The 19,903-nt window shown below is 43.4% G+C and carries 16 protein-coding genes and 4 pseudogenes; 7 read left to right on the plus strand and 13 right to left on the minus strand.

The annotated features are described in order from the left end of the window. Nucleotides 1-2 precede the first annotated feature (2 nt). The 5 genes and pseudogenes from MMY81_RS07800 to thpD all read right to left on the minus strand — a co-directional run bounded on the left by MMY81_RS07800 (nucleotide 3) and on the right by thpD (nucleotide 5,816). A pseudogene (locus tag MMY81_RS07800) lies at nucleotides 3-1,208 on the minus strand (ornithine--oxo-acid transaminase). A 51-nt stretch (nucleotides 1,209-1,259) separates the two neighbouring features. Continuing rightward, complete coding sequence (gene rocF / locus MMY81_RS07805) at nucleotides 1,260-2,156, minus strand: arginase (RefSeq protein ID WP_252312354.1); 897 nt, start codon at nucleotides 2,154-2,156, stop codon at nucleotides 1,260-1,262. A gap of 120 nt (nucleotides 2,157-2,276) precedes the next feature. Further along, the gene (locus MMY81_RS07810) at nucleotides 2,277-3,677 is read right to left on the minus strand and encodes a sigma-54 interaction domain-containing protein (RefSeq protein ID WP_252312355.1); all 1,401 of its coding nucleotides are present in this window, start codon (nucleotides 3,675-3,677) and stop codon (nucleotides 2,277-2,279) included. A gap of 153 nt (nucleotides 3,678-3,830) precedes the next feature. Continuing rightward, complete coding sequence (locus MMY81_RS07815) at nucleotides 3,831-4,739, minus strand: Gfo/Idh/MocA family protein (protein WP_252312356.1); 909 nt, start codon at nucleotides 4,737-4,739, stop codon at nucleotides 3,831-3,833. Nucleotides 4,740-4,868: 129 nt separating this feature from the next. Beyond that, nucleotides 4,869-5,816: an ectoine hydroxylase gene (gene thpD, locus MMY81_RS07820; protein WP_252312357.1), complete on the minus strand. Its 948-nt coding sequence runs from the start codon at nucleotides 5,814-5,816 to the stop codon at nucleotides 4,869-4,871. Nucleotides 5,817-6,371: 555 nt separating this feature from the next. On the opposite strand from thpD, the gene MMY81_RS07825 reads away from it, so the two are divergent. The 4 genes and pseudogenes from MMY81_RS07825 to MMY81_RS07840 all read left to right on the plus strand — a co-directional run bounded on the left by MMY81_RS07825 (nucleotide 6,372) and on the right by MMY81_RS07840 (nucleotide 10,029). Next, nucleotides 6,372-7,472, plus strand: a complete 1,101-nt coding sequence (locus tag MMY81_RS07825; RefSeq protein WP_252312358.1) for an alpha/beta hydrolase — start codon at nucleotides 6,372-6,374, stop codon at nucleotides 7,470-7,472. A gap of 1 nt (nucleotide 7,473) precedes the next feature. After that, nucleotides 7,474-8,238 (plus strand): alpha/beta fold hydrolase, encoded by a 765-nt coding sequence (locus tag MMY81_RS07830; protein ID WP_252312359.1) that lies wholly within the window; start codon nucleotides 7,474-7,476, stop codon nucleotides 8,236-8,238. A 212-nt stretch (nucleotides 8,239-8,450) separates the two neighbouring features. After that, nucleotides 8,451-8,864 (plus strand): DUF2512 family protein, encoded by a 414-nt coding sequence (locus MMY81_RS07835; protein ID WP_252312360.1) that lies wholly within the window; start codon nucleotides 8,451-8,453, stop codon nucleotides 8,862-8,864. 28 nt (nucleotides 8,865-8,892) lie between these two features. Next, nucleotides 8,893-10,029 (plus strand): annotated as a pseudogene (locus MMY81_RS07840) (alcohol dehydrogenase catalytic domain-containing protein). A gap of 30 nt (nucleotides 10,030-10,059) precedes the next feature. On the opposite strand, the gene MMY81_RS07845 reads toward MMY81_RS07840, so the two are convergent. From MMY81_RS07845 to MMY81_RS07855, 3 genes are all read right to left on the minus strand, one after another. Then, on the minus strand, nucleotides 10,060-10,419 hold the full coding sequence (locus tag MMY81_RS07845) for a DUF2512 family protein (protein ID WP_308215276.1): 360 nt from the start codon (nucleotides 10,417-10,419) through the stop codon (nucleotides 10,060-10,062). A 228-nt stretch (nucleotides 10,420-10,647) separates the two neighbouring features. Then, nucleotides 10,648-10,872: a cytochrome P450 gene (locus tag MMY81_RS07850; RefSeq protein WP_274622832.1), complete on the minus strand. Its 225-nt coding sequence runs from the start codon at nucleotides 10,870-10,872 to the stop codon at nucleotides 10,648-10,650. Between the two features lie 85 nt (nucleotides 10,873-10,957). Next, on the minus strand, nucleotides 10,958-11,722 hold the full coding sequence (locus MMY81_RS07855; protein WP_252312362.1) for a cytochrome P450 family protein: 765 nt from the start codon (nucleotides 11,720-11,722) through the stop codon (nucleotides 10,958-10,960). Nucleotides 11,723-12,756: 1,034 nt separating this feature from the next. On the opposite strand from MMY81_RS07855, the gene MMY81_RS07860 reads away from it, so the two are divergent. Then, complete coding sequence (locus MMY81_RS07860; protein WP_252312363.1) at nucleotides 12,757-12,906, plus strand: hypothetical protein; 150 nt, start codon at nucleotides 12,757-12,759, stop codon at nucleotides 12,904-12,906. A gap of 417 nt (nucleotides 12,907-13,323) precedes the next feature. Here the strand turns inward: MMY81_RS07860 and MMY81_RS35060 are convergent, their stop codons facing one another. From MMY81_RS35060 to MMY81_RS07870, 4 genes and pseudogenes are all read right to left on the minus strand, one after another. Then, entirely contained in the window at nucleotides 13,324-13,488 is a 165-nt protein-coding gene (locus MMY81_RS35060; RefSeq protein WP_374561526.1) for a redoxin domain-containing protein, read from the minus strand. Between the two features lie 13 nt (nucleotides 13,489-13,501). Next, on the minus strand, nucleotides 13,502-13,963 hold the full coding sequence (locus tag MMY81_RS07865) for an Hsp20 family protein (protein WP_252312364.1): 462 nt from the start codon (nucleotides 13,961-13,963) through the stop codon (nucleotides 13,502-13,504). A gap of 130 nt (nucleotides 13,964-14,093) precedes the next feature. Further along, nucleotides 14,094-14,276: pseudogene (locus MMY81_RS33895) on the minus strand (YhjD/YihY/BrkB family envelope integrity protein); the annotation flags it as partial. A gap of 22 nt (nucleotides 14,277-14,298) precedes the next feature. Beyond that, complete coding sequence (locus MMY81_RS07870) at nucleotides 14,299-14,922, minus strand: YihY/virulence factor BrkB family protein (protein WP_308215261.1); 624 nt, start codon at nucleotides 14,920-14,922, stop codon at nucleotides 14,299-14,301. A gap of 499 nt (nucleotides 14,923-15,421) precedes the next feature. Here MMY81_RS07870 and MMY81_RS07875 point away from each other — a divergent pair. Then, nucleotides 15,422-16,296 (plus strand): annotated as a pseudogene (locus MMY81_RS07875) (manganese catalase). Between the two features lie 248 nt (nucleotides 16,297-16,544). Here the strand turns inward: MMY81_RS07875 and MMY81_RS07880 are convergent. Then, the gene (locus MMY81_RS07880) at nucleotides 16,545-17,471 is read right to left on the minus strand and encodes a bile acid:sodium symporter family protein (RefSeq protein ID WP_252312365.1); all 927 of its coding nucleotides are present in this window, start codon (nucleotides 17,469-17,471) and stop codon (nucleotides 16,545-16,547) included. Nucleotides 17,472-17,705: 234 nt separating this feature from the next. On the opposite strand from MMY81_RS07880, the gene MMY81_RS07885 reads away from it, so the two are divergent. Beyond that, nucleotides 17,706-19,838: a glycoside hydrolase family 3 protein gene (locus MMY81_RS07885; protein ID WP_252312366.1), complete on the plus strand. Its 2,133-nt coding sequence runs from the start codon at nucleotides 17,706-17,708 to the stop codon at nucleotides 19,836-19,838. The last annotated feature ends 65 nt before the right edge of the window (nucleotides 19,839-19,903 follow it).

Genomic DNA, 19,903 nt, shown 5'->3' on the forward strand with positions numbered 1-19,903 from the left:
CCTTAGTTTGTAGTAAAGACGTCTTCAATCCGGGAAATCGCCCAGTCCAGGTCCTCCTGCTTAATCACGAGCGGCGGGGGCAAAGCGGATCACCGTTTCATGGGTTTCTTTGCACAAGAGGCCTTTTTCTTTTAGTTTCTCACATATTCGCGTGCAGGTACGGTCAGCTCCAGACCGATAAAAAGGCCGCGGCCGCGTACTTCTTTAATAATCGGGTTCTGGATGGCGCTCAGCTTGTTTTTAAAATACGTACCAAGCTCGAGCGACCGCTCTGCGAGTTTTTCTCTTCCAGTACCTCGAGAGAGGCAATGGATACAGCGCAGGCGAGCGGATTGCCGCCGAACGTAGAGCCATGGGAACCTGGGGTAAACACGCCGAGGATATCGTGATTGGCCGCAACGCAGGAAATTGGGAAGACCCCGCCTCCGAGCGCTTTACCAAGAATATACATGTCAGGCACGACATCTTCCCAGTCGCAGGCAAAGGTTCTGCCAGTCCGCCCAAGTCCGGACTGAATTTCATCTGCAACAAACAGGACATTCTGTTCCCGGCAGATCGCATAGGCTTCTTTTAAAAACCCTTCCGGGGGAATGACAATACCGGCCTCTCCTTGAATTGGCTCCACAAGGAAAGCGGCGGTCTGCGGTGTGATAGCTTCCCGCAGTGCCTCGGCGTCTCCGTAAGGAATTAACTTAATGCCCGCCAGTACCGGTCCAAACGCCTGCTTATTTTCTTTTTCGGAGGATAACGAGACGGCAGTCATTGTCCTCCCGTGAAAATTATCGGTACATGCAATGATTTCTGCACGGTCCTGTTCAATCCCTTTTTTTTCATAACCCCAGCGGCGAACGGCCTTGATGGCGGTCTCTACAGCTTCTGCTCCCGTATTCATCGGCAGAATCATATCTTTGTGCGTTAACGCTGCTACTTTTTCGTAAAACGGAGCGAGCGGCTCACTGTGAAAGGCGCGTGAGGTAAGGGTTACTTTTTTCTGCCTGCTCCTGCAGGGCACGGATAATTTTAGGATGGCAGTGGCCCTGGTTCACAGCAGAATATGCGCTCAGCATATCAATGTAGCGGTTTCCCTCCGGATCCTCAACCCATACTCCTTTAGCTTTGGTAATAACAATCGGAAGCGGCTTATAATTATGGGCGCCGTATTGTTCGGTCTGTTCAATGATAGAAGTGGTGGAAATAGATGCTGTCATTGTGCTCTCTCCTTTATATTTATAGTTTTCCTGCGACCAGCGGCCTTCTGTCTAGCAGAGCTTTTCACCGAAAAGGGAGCCGATTAGATCTACCGCGGCTTTGGCCGTGCGGTTTTTTTCATCCAATATAGGATTAACTTCCACAAAGTCAGCGGACGTGATGATCTCTGCCTCGGCAAGCATTTCCATTGCCAGATGGCTTTCCCGGTAGCTGAGCCCGCCGACGACGGGGGTGCCGACACCGGGTGCATGCTGAGGATCAAGCGCGTCCAGATCGAGACTGAGGTGAACACCGTCTGTTTTTTCCTTAAGATAAGCGATAGCTTCCGCCATCATCGCACTCATACCGTGACGGTCAATTTCATGCATCGTATATACTTTGATGCCGAGCTGTTTGATTAACTGCTTTTCTCCATCATCGAGCGCACGGGCGCCAAAAATAACGATATTTTCCGCACGGAGCTTCGGCTCGCTTCCGCCGATATGGCTGAGCTGTTCTTCGCCAAGGCCGAGTGCCGCAGCCAGCGGCATGCCATGAATATTGCCGGAAGGGGAAGTACTGCTCGTATTCAGATCGGCGTGGGCATCATACCATATCACTCCTGGATTTTTATAATGACCGGAAACGCCGGCAACCGAGCCGATGGCGATACTGTGATCTCCTCCAAGCGTTAGAGGAAAGCTGCCGGAGGTGATAATATCATCTATTTCTTTTGCCAGTCGTGTATTCACCTCAACAACCTGGCTTAAATTCCGAAGGCTTTCGGACTCGAAATCGTTGCTTGCAGAAAGCGGAGGCGCCAGGTCGCCCAGATCTGTAACCTGATGGCCCAGGTTCTGCAGCCGTTCTACGACACCGGCATAGCGGATCGCACTTGGTCCCATATCAACCCCGCGCCGCTGCTGACCCAGATCCATGGAAGCGCCCAGAATACTAATATATTTCATGGTTGTCCTCCTTAAACGTATGTATGATTCTCTTATATAGTAATGCAATCTTCGTGCCAACTTTATGCTGATATAAATAATTTAAAAAAACAGAACGGACAGCATCCGTTCTGCTTTTCATTACACTAATATTTTCTGGATGCCGAGTTTTTTCAAACGGTACTGCAGGCTCTGGCGGCTGAGGCCGAGTATGCCCGCGGCCTGTTTAATATTGTAGTTATTTTCTTCAAGAATCTGCTTTACATACTGCTTTTCAGCCTGAAATAAATATTCATGCAGTCCGGGAGACCCTTCGATGGGAGAAATAACTGCAGGATCGTGCTGTTTTGCGGTAGAAATTGCCGGAGTATGATCCGGAACAGGACGGTTTCGGAAGGGAAAAGGGAGGTGTTTCGTATCTATTAATTCTTCAGTTTCGATTACGTTCATGGCGCCTTCAATGACATGCTCGAGCTCGCGGACATTTCCCGGCCAGTTGTGTTCCTGAAACAAACGCTCCACTGCCGGCGTCAGTCCTGTTACATGCAGCTGGAATAAGCGGTTATATTTTGCTGTAAAAAATTCGGCAAGGGGCGCAATATCATCTTTACGCTCCTGCAGAGGCGGAATAAAGAGGGTAACCACACCGAGGCGGTAATATAAATCCTTGCGCAGCCGATTTTCGGTAATTGCCTCAACGGGATCTTCATTCATTGTAGCGATAATGCGGATATCCACTTCCACATCTTTCGTACCGCCTATCCTTCGGATGGTACGTTCCTGGAGTACGCGCAGCAGTTTGGCCTGCAGGTGCGGGCTTAATGAGTTCAGCTCATCGAGCAGGAGCGTACCGCCTTCGGCCTGTTCAAACAGACCCGGCCTGTCAGAAGCACCGGTGAACGCCCCTTTGCTTGTACCAAACAGTATACTTTCAATCAGGCTGTCCGGCAGTGCTACGCAGTTCTGGCTGATAAATGGCTTAGCAGCCCGGCTGCTTTCGTTATGAATGCTCTGGGCGAAAATTTCCTTCCCTGTGCCCGTTTCCCCAATAATTAAGACAGAGGAAGCAGTGCGGGTGGCCCGCCTTGCAAATTCTACTGCTTCCATAAGCTCGCGGCTGCTGCCAATAATATGCTGAAACGTGTATTTCCGGCTGCTTTGACTGCGGTTTTCCTGAAGAATCCGTTCCAGCTTTGTAATATCCTTGGCTATTTCAACTGCCCCGATAATTCGTCCTCCTTCCCGGACAGGGAAGGTGTGGTTGACTGTAGTAATCTCAACTCCCTGGTTATTTAAGTACGTCTGGCGGGGTTTATGGGATTCTGTGCCATTACGCCACGCCTGCTCGAGGGTGCTGCCATGTCCCTCATTAAAAGCAAACACATCAGCAATATTGCGGTACAGCACATCACGACTGTTCATATTTTCAATCTGTGCCATCTTTTCGTTATAGATAACCGTTTTCCCCGTATCATCTACTATATGGATACCGAGATCGATGTGCTGAATTAATGTCTGGTAAATTGTTTCTGAAAGAGTCATCCTATATCCCCACTTTCTAAACATATGCAAATATTTTTTGCGTAAGAAAGATTATTTATTTAAATACTAGCATGAGAAAGCAGGGAGGCAAAATAATTTTTCGGGATAAGATGTAAAAACAGACAGGGAATCCCTGTCTATTAGAAGGCTTAATTATTGTTCTTGCATGAGTTTCTGCACCATCTGTTCCGCAATAGCATGTCTCCTGGCATCTGCCTCATAGCCGGTGTAGGAGGCGGCTCCTTTGCGCACCGCTTCAATAAAGGCAGTAGTAATGCCGAAAAAGCCTCGTTTTTGCAGCATCGGCTCCCAGTCGTTCACAGGCTGTTTGTTAATTTGTTTATTCTGGTGGGTAACGACGTCGCTGATATTGTGCACAACTCTTGTTTCGCTTTCGCTCATCAGCTCAACGGTTTCTTCTGTCGTTCCTGCATTTCGGTTCATGATTCCGATGGCGGTACCTTCGTCTGCTTCAAGCTCAAGCATCACGTGGTGGACGAGGCCATCCTTCTGCATGCCGCGAATACGAATGTTCTGGATCGTATATGGAAATAAATACAGAAGGGTATCAATAACATGGATAAAGTCCTCTACGATAAACGTGCGGTATTCAGCAGCCTGATGGTCTCTATTTTTCTGCATAATGATCATGTTAGGCTCGGGTACCTCTTTTAGTGACTGGTAAGGCGGGGCATACCGGCGGTTAAAGCCCGCCATTAAAATAAGGTTATTGTCTTTTGCTTTTGCGAGAAGTCGTTCAGAAGCTTCACCGTAAAAAGTAATCGGTTTATCCACGTATACGTGAATGCCATGATCGAGCAGTTCGTCAACAATCTCCTCATGTGCGCCGGTCGCTGTGCTGACAAAAGCAGCTTCGATGCCGCTCTCAATCCAGCTTTCTCTATCAGTATATGTTCTGCAGCCGGGGAAAGTGGCGGCGGCTTCTTCTAAAGCCTCCCGATTTCTGGAGCATAAATAAAGATCTACGTCTTTTGCTTGAATAAGCGCCGGCAGATATGCTTTTTTGGCAATATCACCGATGCCGATTAATCCTATTTTCATGTTTTTACCTCATCTCAGCTGATAGTTTTCTCCTCTTACAGATACCCTCCTTTACCGTGAATGAACCGTTCCTCAAGAATAGCAGATAAAAAAACAGCGGACAGGTCTAAGCCTGTCCGCTGTGTACAGTTATGAAGAAGAAGACGTCGTAGCCGTAATATCAGTTAACTTTCTTTTATCCGGTGTAATCGGCTTTACGTTCTCGCGGTTCGCCAGAAATTCCGGACGCGGCGACTGGCCGGAGAACGGGTGGGTGAGTTTGTTTTCGATGGAGTTGAACACAAAGAACACATTGCTGCGCGCATACGGGGAAATGTTCCCGGATGAGCCGTGCATGGTGTTGCAGTCAAAGAACAGCACGGAGCCGGCCGGGCCGGTGGCGCGGTCGATGCGGCCACCGGCTTTGTCGACGAGCCAGCTCATGCTGTCGTTGTCCGGCACGCCGCTTTCCTGCTTCTGCAGGGACGACTTGTAGTTGTCCTTCGGCGTCTCACCGGGGCAGGAAATGTACCATTTCTGCGAGCCCGGCACGAGCATCAGCGGGCCGTTGAACTCGTAGTTGTCGGTCAGCACAATCGAGCAGCTGACCGCGCGCATGTCGGGCATGCCGTCTTCGACGTGCCACGTTTCAAAATCAGAGTGCCAGTAGAACTCCTTGCCTTTAAAACCGGGCTTAAAGTTAATGCGCGACTGTGTAATGTACACCTCACTGCCCAAAAGCTGCTGAGCCGCCTGAACGATGCGGTCGTTTTGCGCGAGCGACTCAAAGAAGCCGCTGTCTTTATGAATTTCAAACACGGTGCGGATATCGTTGCTTTCCGGCTCTTTGATCACTTCGACCGAGTCGCGGTCCTGGTTGCGCTCCATCGTCTGCTTGAGCTCGCGGATCATCGCTTTGATTTCGTCGGGCTCAAACAGGTTTTCAAAAAGCAGGTAGCCGTTTTCGTCGTAAAAGTCCTCGTCCGCTTTCGTCAGCGGTCCTTCGGAAAAGTCAGGGTTTCGATAAGCCACCGGATCCTTGCGCTCTGTAATGGACGCCTCGGCCTGGTGACGGGATGGGTATCGATCGGTAGTCATAATGTAATGCACTCCTTTGTTGTTATTTTACCCTTTAAGGGCTTCGCCGTTTGATACTGCTTCAAACGGCAGGATTCATACCGGCCGGAGTTTTCGAGTAGTCTGCGTGAGCCACAGATGAGGTTTGTATACCGCGTAAAATCTCTTGTGTAACGAAAAAAAGCCGAAAAGAAGCAGGGGCTTCTTTTCGGCTTATGGTCAACTCTATGTTTGACTCACTGCTGCCGGCGGTTATAAAAATGTCGGTAGGGTGGGTGGATGATTGTGCTTATGGACATGCATACGTTAATTATATGCCTGCTCTTCTATGGATACCTGCTTTTAGAGGAAAATAAACATCATAATAAAAATAAACAGTTTGACTATTGATAAATTGTAAAAAAGGATAATACTTATCGTTATCTATAGGTTTACAACAAAAATAGGCGGGGGAATAAAAAGTATAAACTGACAAAAAAGAGTATGGGGCTGAAACGATAAAAGCTGGGAAATAGGTTTTTACATAAGCGCCTGTTTATTGAGATATGATGAAAATTAATAGAAAGAGGGAAGACAATGAGAGGAAAGGAAAGTACCAGATACACTCATGAGGAACTAACAGCCAGGTTATCTGGAAATGGAAAAGAGGAAAAGAAAGATAATGTAACTACTGTACAGAAAGGTATTCCATTTTTAGAAGCAGAATTGGGTCTTGATCCAAGAGTAAAGGATTTTTTGAAGCAGGTTAATCCTTCCCTCCGTCGTCCTATGGAAACAAAAGACTTAGAAGAAATCCGTAGTCAAAAAAAGATAGAAAATATAGATATGAGTCATAATATTAAAGCGGAAATCGAATATCTCTATTTAGAAGACCACACGCTAAAACTAAGAGTCTACAATAGAACTAATACAAGTAAACCGGCTTTGATTTACTACCATGGCGGTGGTTTTTTCGACAGGGATGAAGAGGTAATCGAAAATGTCTGTAAATTTCTAGCAGAGACCTCAAACACTGTAGTAATTGCTGTAGAGTACCGGCTTGCTCCTGAGTATCCTTATCAGGATGGTCTGGACGACTGCCTGGAAACGGTTCGGCATGTTTATGAGTTTCCAGAAAGGTTTCGTATTAATCCAACCCAGATTGGTCTGGTTGGAGACAGCGTAGGCGGCAATCTAGCGCTTGGGGTTCAGCATTTAAGCAGAAAAGAAGAGTGGGAAATTAATTATATCGGACTATTCTGTCCTTTAGTGGATTTATCTGATATTTCCCGAAATTCATGGAATATTAAGCATTATTCCATGGCAGAAGATGAGGAATTGATCCGAACGGAGCTGATAGCAATGAAAGAATCGCTTTATTTTATTCAGACACTTTATCTTGAAAATTTGAAAGACGTGCTTATACCATTAGTTTCTCCTTTATTAAGAGAAAATAAAGGAAAAATGCCTCCCGTTTTCATTACTACAGCCGAATTTGATTTTCTGCGGCTGCAGGGAGAGCAATTTACTTCTCAGCTGATGGACCGGGGTCTTTCGGTACGGCATATTGAATATAAAGGAATGGATCATGCATTTGTAAGGAAATTGGGACATTATCCCCAAGCTTACGACGCCATTACCGAACTATCAGTTCATTTTAACGAAATAATAGCCAGTCAAAAAACAGAGGATGAATGATTTGCCTTATTTTAAAACAAAAGATACACACGTTTATTATGAAAAAAGAGGAAGCGGACCGCTTCTATTGTTTATATCCCCCCCTGGTTTAGGAGCGCCGGTATTTGAACAGCAGAGGGAGCTTGAGAACGATTATTGTGTCGTAACATTTGATCCTCGTGGAAATGGAAAAAGCGAAAACGGGAATAACCATACCTCTGCTTTGGAAAATTGGGTAGAAGATACAGCGGATTTGATTGATCACCTTGGCGGAAATGTGATCCTCTGCGGTTATTCGCTCGGCGGCACGCCGGCTCAGATCACAGCGCTTCAGTATCCTGAGAAGGTAAAAGCCCTTGTGCTTATTAATGCTTTTCCTGTCGTCAATACGCTCCTGCTGTTTGTGAAGTTCAAACTGGGGATCTGGAGTTCCTATGAAGATCTGCGCAGTGTGATAGCAAAAGTGCTGTCGATTTCCCATACGAAAAAAAAGGATCAGCAGCACAGAATTTCAGCTAATATTAAAAAAAGCAGTTCAACTGTGATGAAAAAAATGTATAAAGAAGGAAAAAAATATGATGGACGGATGAACCTCCCAAATATTGCCTGCCCGGTATTTGTGGTCTATGGAAGTGCAGACATATTAACGCGTAAATATGTCAAAGATTTCCGAAAGACCATTCCTTTGCTTTCTACTATCTGCATAAAGGGCGGCACCCATCAGCTGCCTACAAAAAATGCAGATGAAATGAACGGAGCTATTACGCAGATAAAAAACAACTTATAAAAAATAAATGTGTTCTTGTTTTATATAGCAGCCAAGTGGGGAAAAGATTGTTATATTTTACATTACTTCAGGCGGAAACTCGGAGACTAAAAGAGCTGGCGGGTAAGCCGAAAAAAGACATGTATCTTTTTTCGGCTTTTTTTATGCAATAAATTTATAAATCGGCCAGCTTGTCAAAAGGGTACTGCGATGAAAATAAAAGGAGGGGTTTTTTGCATCACGTTATCGCATTATTAATAAAAATTGGATTTACTGTTTTTCTTATAGGAATAGTACTCCTTATTATTTTAAATGAATTTAATATCGCTGAAACAGCAGCCATTTCTCTTTTAACTGCTTTATTTTTGTATATTTTTGATTTAACGATCATGCCAAGGATCAAAAACATTTATACTGCGCTCGCAGATACAGTAATCGTTTTTCTCCTGCTTTGGTTCCTTGGTTCATGGATGGGAAGAGAACCCGGGGAATATTATATAGGATTTGCGATCGTATCTGTAGGTTTAGGGATATTTGAACTTTTTTACCACCGCTTCTTACTAAGCCGGATTTTCCCGAAAGACGAAGAAGACGATCAGCCCAAGTATGACGAAACCAGAGAAAATACGGATAAATTAAATGAATAAAATAACGAAGAAGAGAAAGGGGAACTAAATGAAAGCACTGACAAATCAAGGAAAAGGAAAGGTATTAGTAAAGGATGTAGAAGCACCTTCAATTGAAAAAAACACGGATATGATTGTGAGAATTACGTCCACTGCTATCTGTGGATCAGATCTGCATATGTATCACAGTACTATTCCACTGCAGAAGGATTATATTATTGGCCATGAGCCAATGGGTATTGTAGAAGAAGTGGGGTCCGGAGTGCAAAAAGTGAAAAAAGGGGATCGGGTAGTTGTTCCTTTTAATGTAAGCTGTGGAGAATGCTTTTTTTGCAGTCATCAAATGGAAAGTCAGTGTGACAACTCAAATTCACATAATCTTGACAAAAATACCGGCGGTTATTTAGGTTTTTCAAAAATGTTTGGGGACTATCCCGGTGGTCAGGCTGAATATCTACGAGTTCCTTATGCTGACTTTTCTTCTTTTATTGTGCCGGAAGATAGTGAGCTTGAAGATGAAAGTGTATTGTTTTTGTCTGATGTAGTCCCAACTGCCTACTGGAGTGTGGAAAACAGTAACGTAAAGGTTGGAGATACGGTAATCGTACTTGGCTGCGGACCTATCGGACTGATGGTACAGAAATTCGCATGGTACAAAGGGGCAAAACGCGTGATAGCGGTTGACCATGTAGACTACAGACTGGCCCATGCTAAACAAACGAATAATGTAGAAATATTTAACTTTAAAGAATATAAAGATATGAACGGCCACTTGTATGAAATAACAAAGGGTGGACTGAAGTTTTGTTGACTGTGTAGGTATGGATGGAGACATGACGATCAAAGATCGTATAAAAACAATAGGAGGCCAGCTTGGCACGATTGATCCTATTATTATGGCATCGGATTGCGTGAAAAAGTTCGGTACCATCCATCTCACCGGGGTATACGGCTCCCGGCCAATGCGTATCCGCTGCATTCTATATTTTCCAGGAATATTACAGTAAAAGCCGGCCAGGCACCTGTGATTCACTATATGCCGGAGTTGTATCAAATGGTTAAAGATAACGTATTTGACCCTACGGATATTATCACGCATAAGCTGCCGTTGGAAGAAGCTGAAAACGCCTATAATATTTTTGATGAAAAGAAAGACGGATGTATAAAAGTTGTACTGAAACCATAAAAAAGAAACCCCCCGCGGGTTTCTTTTTTATTATGATTGGTCTACACGGACCGCATTATTGGCAGATAAAACGTGAGTAGCGAGATAAATATGAAAAAAATATTCAACCACTGACATTCCAACAGTAACGAGCAGAGCGGCCATTGCTATTTCAGAAACAGAACTTAAAAACAATAATAATCCTAAAAATATAACAGCAAAAGTGAGTATTCCATCAAGCAGCAGAGCTGTTATATTTCCCTTTTTCGGAAGTACAAACAAATCACCAAGAGGATAAGATAGGACTCCGAGAACAACAGCAAAACCAATCACATATAAAAACGAAATGCTGTATATAATCGTCAACACTAAAACAGTACCAGCCAAAGTGCAGATCCTTTTAACGTCAATGCTTTAGCATGTTCCATTGTATCTCCTCCATTTGTTTTAATAGAAAAAAAAAAGCCGAATGGGTGGGTTAATGAGTGAGCGGAGCAGAAAGCGCCACCGCTTTCGTTTTCTGTATTTTCTTTATATCTGCGGCTATAAACCCGCTTCTAGGAAATGGCGGCATCCGTTCTCATACCATAGGATAGATCCTGATCAGGTACTTCGTATGTGAGCTGATTTACAAAATAATCAAAGAAGGATTGCATTACAATCACAGTCAACCATTCCCCTGCACAGCGTGCCCGTGTGATGATCGCCTCCGCCCTGCGGTATAAAAGCAAAAGGGCTTCCTTTCCAGTTTTCAAACCGTTCCGGTAGAAAATCGTAGGGGCGTTCCCACAAGCCGGGATGGCGATTCGTTCCATATATATCAAGGATGACGAGTCTGTTCTTTTTAAAGTAGTAGCATTCCAGATGAAATTCTGCTTCACCTTTGCGCCCATGGCAGGGGCAAAGGGGTAATAGCGCCGCACTTCCTGGGAAAACATATGATTATTAATTATTCCTGTCTTTCTTTTAGTTTGTGCAGCACTTCCGGATGTTCATAAAGAGCAAGAAGGCCAAACACAATAAAGTTAGCAGTGGCGACAAGAGGACGGAAAGAATTGTTTAATTCTACTGCTGCTGTGTGGGTTTTTAAATACTTTCCATCAGGTTCCCGGTGATGAGCAATAATGTAAGCCGGGGTATTAGGAGAAGGAGAATATTTTCCGGAACGAATGCTTTGTATAATATCCATCAGCCATTCTTCATTGCTGTCCCTGGCTTTTTTTCCTTTGACGGCTCGTTTGAACGAGCCATCGAATGAATCAATCATTTCCACAAGCTCATCTGTTCGCTGCTTTACTTCCGTTTCGTAAAGGGGAACGCCGGCCCATTCACAGCCGGCTCTTGTTAAGATTTCCTGTATTTCTGAGAATAAGGTAACGTTGTTTTTATGCTCCCACCTATCAGCTTGAACATCGAGAGTACGTACCGCGATGTTTTTCATTTCCTCGACCCGGTCCGGGGTCATCATGGAGAGAAACATTCTTTTTCTTTGTTTGTGCATCTCCTCATCCTGTTCATGGACTCCGTTTTCCCCTAGTAATGATACCTTTAGAGGCTTTGGCATAGCCCCTTTGCGCTTGAATTTATCGTTGTCGTAGAAAATTCGAGCGGCTTCCTCGCCTGCCATACAGACGACTTTTTGCCCCATCAGCCGTGTTTCAAACAGATCGGAATTCAGTTTTTCTACGGGATGGCAGGTAATGAAATCCCTCATTAATTAAATCACGGGTATGATCCAATCCTTTTTCTCTAGGAATGCTCTTATTTTTTTTCAATGGAGGACCCCTTTCTAATGGTAATAAAATAAAAAATGCCAGAACAAGACAACGTCTTAATTCTGGCTTATGCACGGGCTCTATTGTCCAGTGATTGCTGCCGCGGGTATTGTTTTCGGTTTACTAATAGTTTATCCTGAAAATATTTCTGCTAAACCTTTATTTCTATCAACATAGAGATTCCCCTTATATAATCAACGTCTAGAAACAATATCCGGAATTAGAGCGCATTACTATCAAAATTATTATTCGTCCTTCATAATTAATGTAAGAAGGTTATACATTTAGAGATAGCCTCTACTTAGTTTTGAACCAGCCTGCTGCCGGCGGCAGGCTGGGTTACTTAGGCGCAGTCCAAAATAGTTATTTTCAAAAATTAATAGAATTAAATGTAAAATATGTTATCTTAGATTTATAATTAAAGCGTTAAGGAGTGTAGAGCCTTAACGACTAATGAAATAAGCAAAATCCTAATTTAATATATACTGGTATTGTGAAAAAGATAGTTAAGCTTTTTCAAGAAGCCAGAACCAAAGTTCTCTTTGGTTCTGGCTTTTTTTATTAATAAAGGAGGAGAAGACAAGGATGCGGTGCGGGTATGTGGTGAAAAAAAAATAATCATGAAATTGTTGTTGGAACCCTGGGTGATTTGGAAGGTTTCATACAGAGTGGAATGAAAGTATCTACTTGCAGGAGTGAAAAAGATGTTTTTCACTCTATAAAAAAATATCGGACGAAAGAATGGATTATTACTATTATGCCGGAATTTTATTCGTTATGGACGGAGGCATCTAATGAAAATGCGGCTCAGCCATCCGTCTATAGGAAAGAAGGTTAGTGATATATAATGAAAAAAGCAAAAACAAACTCCGACAGGTACTGAAAAATAACGTTTAATGATAAGTTAAAACATATATAGATAACCAGCTCCTCATAAGCTTTGTTCACCAATTTTATAGAAAGGAGACTAAGTATGACAACAGATAAAAAAACAGGAAATGACGATTCAAAAGAACAAAAGATTAAACAAAATGATCCGAATCGCGATGAAGATGCCCAGCGTCAGATAGATGATGAAGGCAAAAAAAAGGAATCTGAAAAAAACCCGGATGATAAAGAATAATAAAACGGAAGGAACTGTCCTTCCGTTTTATCCTCATATAATAAGAGTTTTACCATCTATAAGTGTTTTCTCCTCTTCCGGGACATATTATTATTTCGCAAGCTTGCGGCATGCGTTCAGTACTTCCTGGTAATGTTGCGGTTTCTCCGCATCAAAAGATCGATTAGTATAAACGATAATGCCGGCTTTATTAATGAGAAAGCAGGAACGTTCTGCTACTTCCTCTGTTTCTTTAAATACACCATATTTTTTTTGTGATGGTTTTATGCCAGTCGGAAACGAGCGGATAAGGCAGGGTGCCAATTGTTGTTTCAAACACGTTTTGTGTATAAATATGATCTACACTGATTCCAAGTACCTGCACATCATTTTTTTAAAGATATCTATTTCCTCTTTCCAAGAGGTTAGTTCTTTAATTCAGCCGGGGGTGAAGGCCAACGGATAAAATACTAATAGTACGTGTTTTTTATTTTCAAATTCTTTCAGGGAAATGTCTTTCCTGTCCGTAGAAGGCAGTTTGAAAGAAGGAGCCTTATCCCCAATGGTTAACGTCATGTTATTATTCCTTTCCTTTTCCATCATGAGTTATTTTCATTTATTCGATCTCGAGCTGTTTAAATGTAAACTGCTTTCTGTTGTTTAATTTAGGGATCCGAATAGAAAGTATTTCTTTTTGAAAAAGTACTTTAATTTTTTCTTCTTCCACATCTCCTATATAAAAGCTTCTTAAAAAAATGTTAAAAGAGCGTTCGCTGCGTAAATATGTTCGATTCTCTTCTTTTAATGTTCTCTGAGATTGTTTTTCCCCTCGAATCGTAATGTAACCATTTTCATACTCTGCACTGATAGAATCTTTACTAAATCCCGGCAGTTCTGCTTCCAGGCAATATACCTGCTGATTTTCCCAGATATCCACCTGAGGGAAACCGTAGCTGTGCGTCCAGTCTTCCTGTAAATTTTCTCTAAATGGTTGGGCATGAAATACATCCGGCGTTATTGAAGAAGGATCAGCTTTCTGCTGATTTTCTTTTTTTGTTCTAGACAGTAAATTAGTCATTTTTCATCTCTCCTTTATAAAAATAAAAAAGCCGAAAAGAAAGAGCACCTGCTCCCTCTTTTCGACTTATGTTCGGCTCTATAGTCCAAACGATTGCTGTCGGTTATTTATTTTTTTTAACGTATTAATTCTACATTCCCCCGTTTAGAAAGGGTTTAAACATGTGAGGAAAACAAGTATTAATTATCTTCTTTTTTTCAAGCATTTTTCTTCGGTGTATAACTACGTTGGTTTCAGCGCCGACCATTAAAACAAGTCCGGTTAAAAACAACCATAGCAGCAGAATGATAACAGCACCGATACTACCGTAAGTAGCCGAGTAGTTCCCGAAGTTGTTAACGTAAAAAGCAAATCCAAGGGAAACTACCTGCCAGAGTAAAGCTGCCTACAAGAGATCCTACCATTATTTCTTTCCATTTCAACGTTTTATTAGGAGCAAAACGATAAAGAATAAGAAGCATGGACGTCATAATAACAACGGCAACAACCCAGCGCAGGATTTGGAATAATATTTCTGTCTGCGGCGGCAGGTTTAATAAAGAAGTAATAAAGGAAATAATTACATTTCCAAATACAGGAAGAACTAAAGCGACGATTAGTGCCAGTACTAAGCTTATAGTTAACCCTAATGCGATAAGACGTACTTTAATAAAAGATCGGCTTTCCTCTACATCATATGCCTGATTCGAGGATTTAATGAATGCATTTACGCCGTTGGAAGCAGACCACAGCGCCACCAGCAGACTGACTGCAGATAAAATCCCCTGCGGCTCCTGAACTAACGTTGTAATATTTTCTTCGAAAAGAGATACTGCATCAGCCGGTGCTACATCCCCAAGCACGGTGAGCACAGTGTCTGGATTAAGGTTCAAAAAAGGCAGTATTGTCAAAGCAAACAGCAGCATCGGAAAAATCGATAAGATATAATAATAGGCCTGGGCAGCTGCTAGTAAAGGCACGTCATCTTTTTGAATTCTTTCATAAAGTCAGAAAAAAATGCTTTTAATTTTTTCAACTAATATCTCTCCTTTCCTCATTTCAAATGTATAAAGGCTATAAAAGTCCTCCTCTCTCCATGGAACTAAATTGAAACGGTCCAAGTTTTTAGCTTATACCTTACATTTTTATAAAATAAACATTATTTTAAATTAAATAGTTTTATTTTCTTTCCAGCTGAAAAAGGTTTACAGGATGGTTTTAGTGGGAAGCTTACTCAAGAGCCCGTGTTATAAAAGCAAAGGCTTGCTCTTTTTAATAAAAAACATGCGGCGGAAATTTCCAGACAATAGAGCTGAGAAATAAGCTGGAACAAGACCTGGTCTTGTTCCAGCTTTTTTTGTGTAAAAATACCAAAAAAGCCTATGTTTTTAATGCTGTTATTAAAAAGGAAGGAGAAAGAACATAAGAAAAAAGGTATTAAAACAAGGAAAAAATAAAAATCGAAGAGGTGGTCATAGTATGTTTTTTCATCAAAAAGAACTGCAGTTTCATTCTAAGCCTGATCGTCCAGATCCATTATACGCTAAAAAGCTTCAGGAGATCCTCGGAGGCCAATTCGGTGAAATTTCGGTAGCGATGCAGTATATGTTTCAGGGCTGGAATACCCGCGGCAATGAAAATATAAAGATTTGGTAATGGATACCGGTACAGAAGAATTCGGTCATATTGAAATGATTGCAACAATGATTGCCCGTCTTCTTGACGATGCTCCGGTCAATCAGCAGGAGGATGCAGCCAGCGATCCGGTGATCGGCGCGATTATGGGCGGTATGAATCCTCATCATGCTATCGTCTCCGGGCTTGGCGCTACACCGGAGAACAGCGCAGGAGTACCTTGGAACGCGGGATATATCGTTGCCAGCGGCAATCTGCTTGCTGATTTCAGAGCAAACTTAAATGCGGAATCCCAAGGCAGGCTTCAGGTAGCAAGATTATATGAAATGACAGAGGACAAAGGCGTGCGAAAAATGCTTTCTTTCTTACTGGCACGCGATACCATGCACCAGAACCAATGGATTGCGGCGATTAAAGAACTGGAGGAAAAAGACGGCGTCATCGCTCCGGCTACGGTACCGAAAGAATGGGAAGCAACTGAATTCTCCCATACATTATTTAACTTTTCAGCCGGAGAAGAAAGCAAAGCAGGAAGCTGGACCGAGGGCAGAGCGCCGGACGGAGCTGGTAACTTCGAATATGTAAACAGCCCGGAAGCTCACGCTGAAAAACCGGTGCTCAAACCAGCGCCAAAATATATGCATAATACGCTGCCATTAGATGAAAAAAGTACGGAAAAGTCTTCTACTTTGGACAAGCTGCTGGGAAAAGACGAGTAGAACGATAGAAGAAAAAAGAGGAACAGCACTTTTTCAATAAACTAAATGACACAGCTCTCTGCGATTGACTTTGCAGAGGGCTGTTCGTGCAGCCTGCTATAACTATAAGAAGGAGCAATATAAATCAAAACAGTATAAGTAAAACTCCATTTTTAATTCCACCGATACATATAATCTAATAAGGAAGAATTCCCAACATTTATTTAAATTCGAAATGCTGGAAGAAGTCGTTCACCTTTGTTGTTTTATCAGGAGATATATTTAAACCGAGTGGAAACCGCCGAACCGATTGATAAATTAAATATCATGTTGATAATAGGAGGAACAGCACCGATGTCACCGATAAATTCAAAAGCAAGAATAGCGGCAAGAGCGGTGTTGCAGAGGCCGACATGAAAAAGGACGGCTCTCGCATCCGCTTCGGAGAGTTTGAGCTTTTTTGCGGCAGCATACCCAAGTGCCATCGGAGCCGTTACCTGAATAAACACAACGACTGTCAGCAGCGGCATAATGGAAAGATGGGCTCTGAAAGCCTCTGAGCCTTCGCCTGTAATAAGATGAACAATGAGCAGAAGAGAAATGGACGAACCAAGTCTGGTTAACGGTTTGGAGTAGACGGCAGCTCCGGAGAACATGCGCTGGGTCAGCAGACCAAGCATTATCGGAATCACAACAATCAATAAGAAAGATTGAAGAAGATTCCAAAATGAAATAGACACCTGGCTTCCTTCAATGCCAAACATAGCGATAATAACAGCAATCGGGCTTATCGCGGTATCAAGCAGGGAAGAGACAACGACGAGCGAGGTACTGCCGCCGGCCAAAAAGGTGTACAGAGCCGCTGCGGTAGCACTCGGCACGGTTCCTGACAAAATAATGCCCGCTGCAATCTGCGGTTCGCCGGCAAAAAACGAATAGGCAAGAATCATGGAAATACCGGCGGTAAGCGACCATTTCAATAAAGCAGCAATTGTTATCTCCCGTTTTTTCCAGCGCATGTCCCGCAGACTGCGGCTGTCCATGGATAAACCGGTGAAATAAATAACAATTCCCAGAAGCAGGCCGGGCACCCAGGAGTAGGTAACAATGTAGTAAGGAGAAAAGTATGTAAGAACGGCTGTCAGAACGATAAGTAACGGCAGATAGGCAGAAAGCAGTCTGGAAATGAAGTCCATAGCAATGTCCTTTCTTTAGTAAAGGCAGGATTGTAAGCGAATTCTATTTTACCGGATAAAAATGGAAAAATATAGTGCGGATCCTATGAAATAAACCGTGACAAGGTTTTTGAAAGATTGATGAAATAAGACAAAGCGTTTACAGTTAAAAGGGAATCGGGCACGGTCACGGTATGAGCCATTCGTCTTTGAAACGGCTACATTTCACGTATGAAAACAGGAGGGCAGCCGCCTATGAAAAATCCTATTTACCTTGGATTAATTATATTATTATTAGGAATATGCTGGTTACCGGGATCGGCACGGCCTGAAGAATCTGTACAGCAGATCCGGGAAGGGAATTTATTTCTTCTGGAAAATGTGCCGTATATGGACCGGGAATTAGTACAAAATATAAAAGACGGCCGGGCTTTAACGGTGCTCCGCTATACCGGTGGAGGAGGCTATGCTGAAGTAACCGAAGGTATGGAATGGCACTCCTCCAACCCAGCTGCTGCAGAAATAAATAAAGAAGGCGGAATAAAGCTGAAACACTCAGGGAAAACTACTCTCACTGTTTCAGACGGGCAGAACAAAGATTTTATTACGCTGCGTATTCAAGATAATAAAGCGTCATTGGAGCCTGCTCAAGGGGATTTTTATGCAATGATTGACAAAGCAGTAGAAGCCATGACGCTTGAAGAAAAAGCAGGACAAATGATGATGCCGGAATACCGGACAGACGACGAGGGAAATGTAACAAAGATGACTCCTGGTATGAAAAAAGAAATAGAGGAACATCATCTAGGAGGTACTATTTTATTTAACGAAAATATGAAAACGACCGAACAGACGGTAGATCTCGTGCAGGATTATAAGGAAACGGCTGATAAATTCGGCATGCTCGTGACAATTGATCAGGAAGGCGGAATCGTTACCCGTCTAGGGGATGGAACGGATTTACCCGGAAATATGGCAATTGGTGCAACAGATTCAGATGATCTGGCGCGCCAGGCAGGGAGAGTTATTGGAGCAGAGCTCGCATCGCTTGGTATCAACATGAACCTGGCCCCGGTTATGGACGTTAATAATAATCCGGACAACCCGGTCATTGGGGTGCGCTCATTTGGAGAAAACCCAGGGCGTGTGGGAGAACTTGGCAATGCATATGCAGCCGGCCTGCAGGAGCATAATATTGCAGCAATCGCCAAGCATTTCCCCGGGCACGGGGACACAACGGTGGATTCTCATATCAGCCTTCCGGAAGTACCGCATGACCGGGAGAGGCTTCTCGAAGTAGAATTGGTGCCTTTCCAGGCTGCCCTGGAAGAAGGAATGGATGCGATTATGACTGCTCATGTTACGTTTCCCAATATAGATGATACCGTTGTCTCCTCACGCGAGGATGGTTCTGATATTGCACTGCCGGCTACGTTATCCAAAGAAGTACTGGCCGGTCTGATGAGAGAAGATATGGGCTTTGAAGGAGTAATCATGACGGACGCGATGAACATGGAAGCAATCGATACTCATTTTGAACCGGTGGACGCTGCCGTCCGCACGATTAATGCAGGAACTGACATTGTACTGATGCCGGTCGGCCTGCCCGAAGTATATGACGGCGTTATAGAAGCCGTGAAAACGGGGGAGATCGAACAGGATCGGATCGATGATGCAGTGAAGCGGATTCTGCTGCTAAAAATGAACCGCGGCATTTTTGCACAGGAGTCTTCTCCAGACCGCAGTGATCTTAAGCAAGAGGCGATGGCAACTGTAGGATCAGTGGAACATCAAAAGATAGAACAAAATATAGCAGAACAATCGATAACGGTTGTTAAAAATGAGGACAATATTCTCCCGCTTGAAGCAGGCAGTGAGCATGTGATAACGATCATAGACGCTTCCGCCGTCAGCCTGGAGGAGGAAGTAGTGGCCGATACGCAGACAGGCTCGCCGCTCGCAGATGAAATTAGCAGCCGGGCAAAGACGGTGCACCATGTAGCGTTGGATCCGGATCAGGATTCACTCAACAGGGAAGATACAGAAAAAGTTGAAGAGGCAGATGTACTTCTAATCGCCTCGTCCACCTCTGCGCCAGAGGATAGAAATCTGGACGATCCGAACATGACACTGTTTAATGAGTTGATTAATCAAAATGATACCCCTGTCATTGGTATAGGTATACGAAATCCGTATGATATAGCTGCCTATACCGGAGCTGATGCGTATATCGCCCAGTATGGCTTTCAGGATGCCAGCTTTTCGGCAGCAGCCCGTGTGCTGTTTGGGGAAGTGACGCCGAAAGGAACGCTGCCGGTAAGCATATCGGATGCCGATGACACGGTTTTGTATCCAGCCGGACACGGACTTACATTTCCAATAGATTAATCAAAAATAACGGAACGGTCTTAAAATAAGACCGTTTTGTTTTTAATAAAATATGTGAATGAAAT

Source organism: Sinobaca sp. H24 (assembly GCF_023845525.1).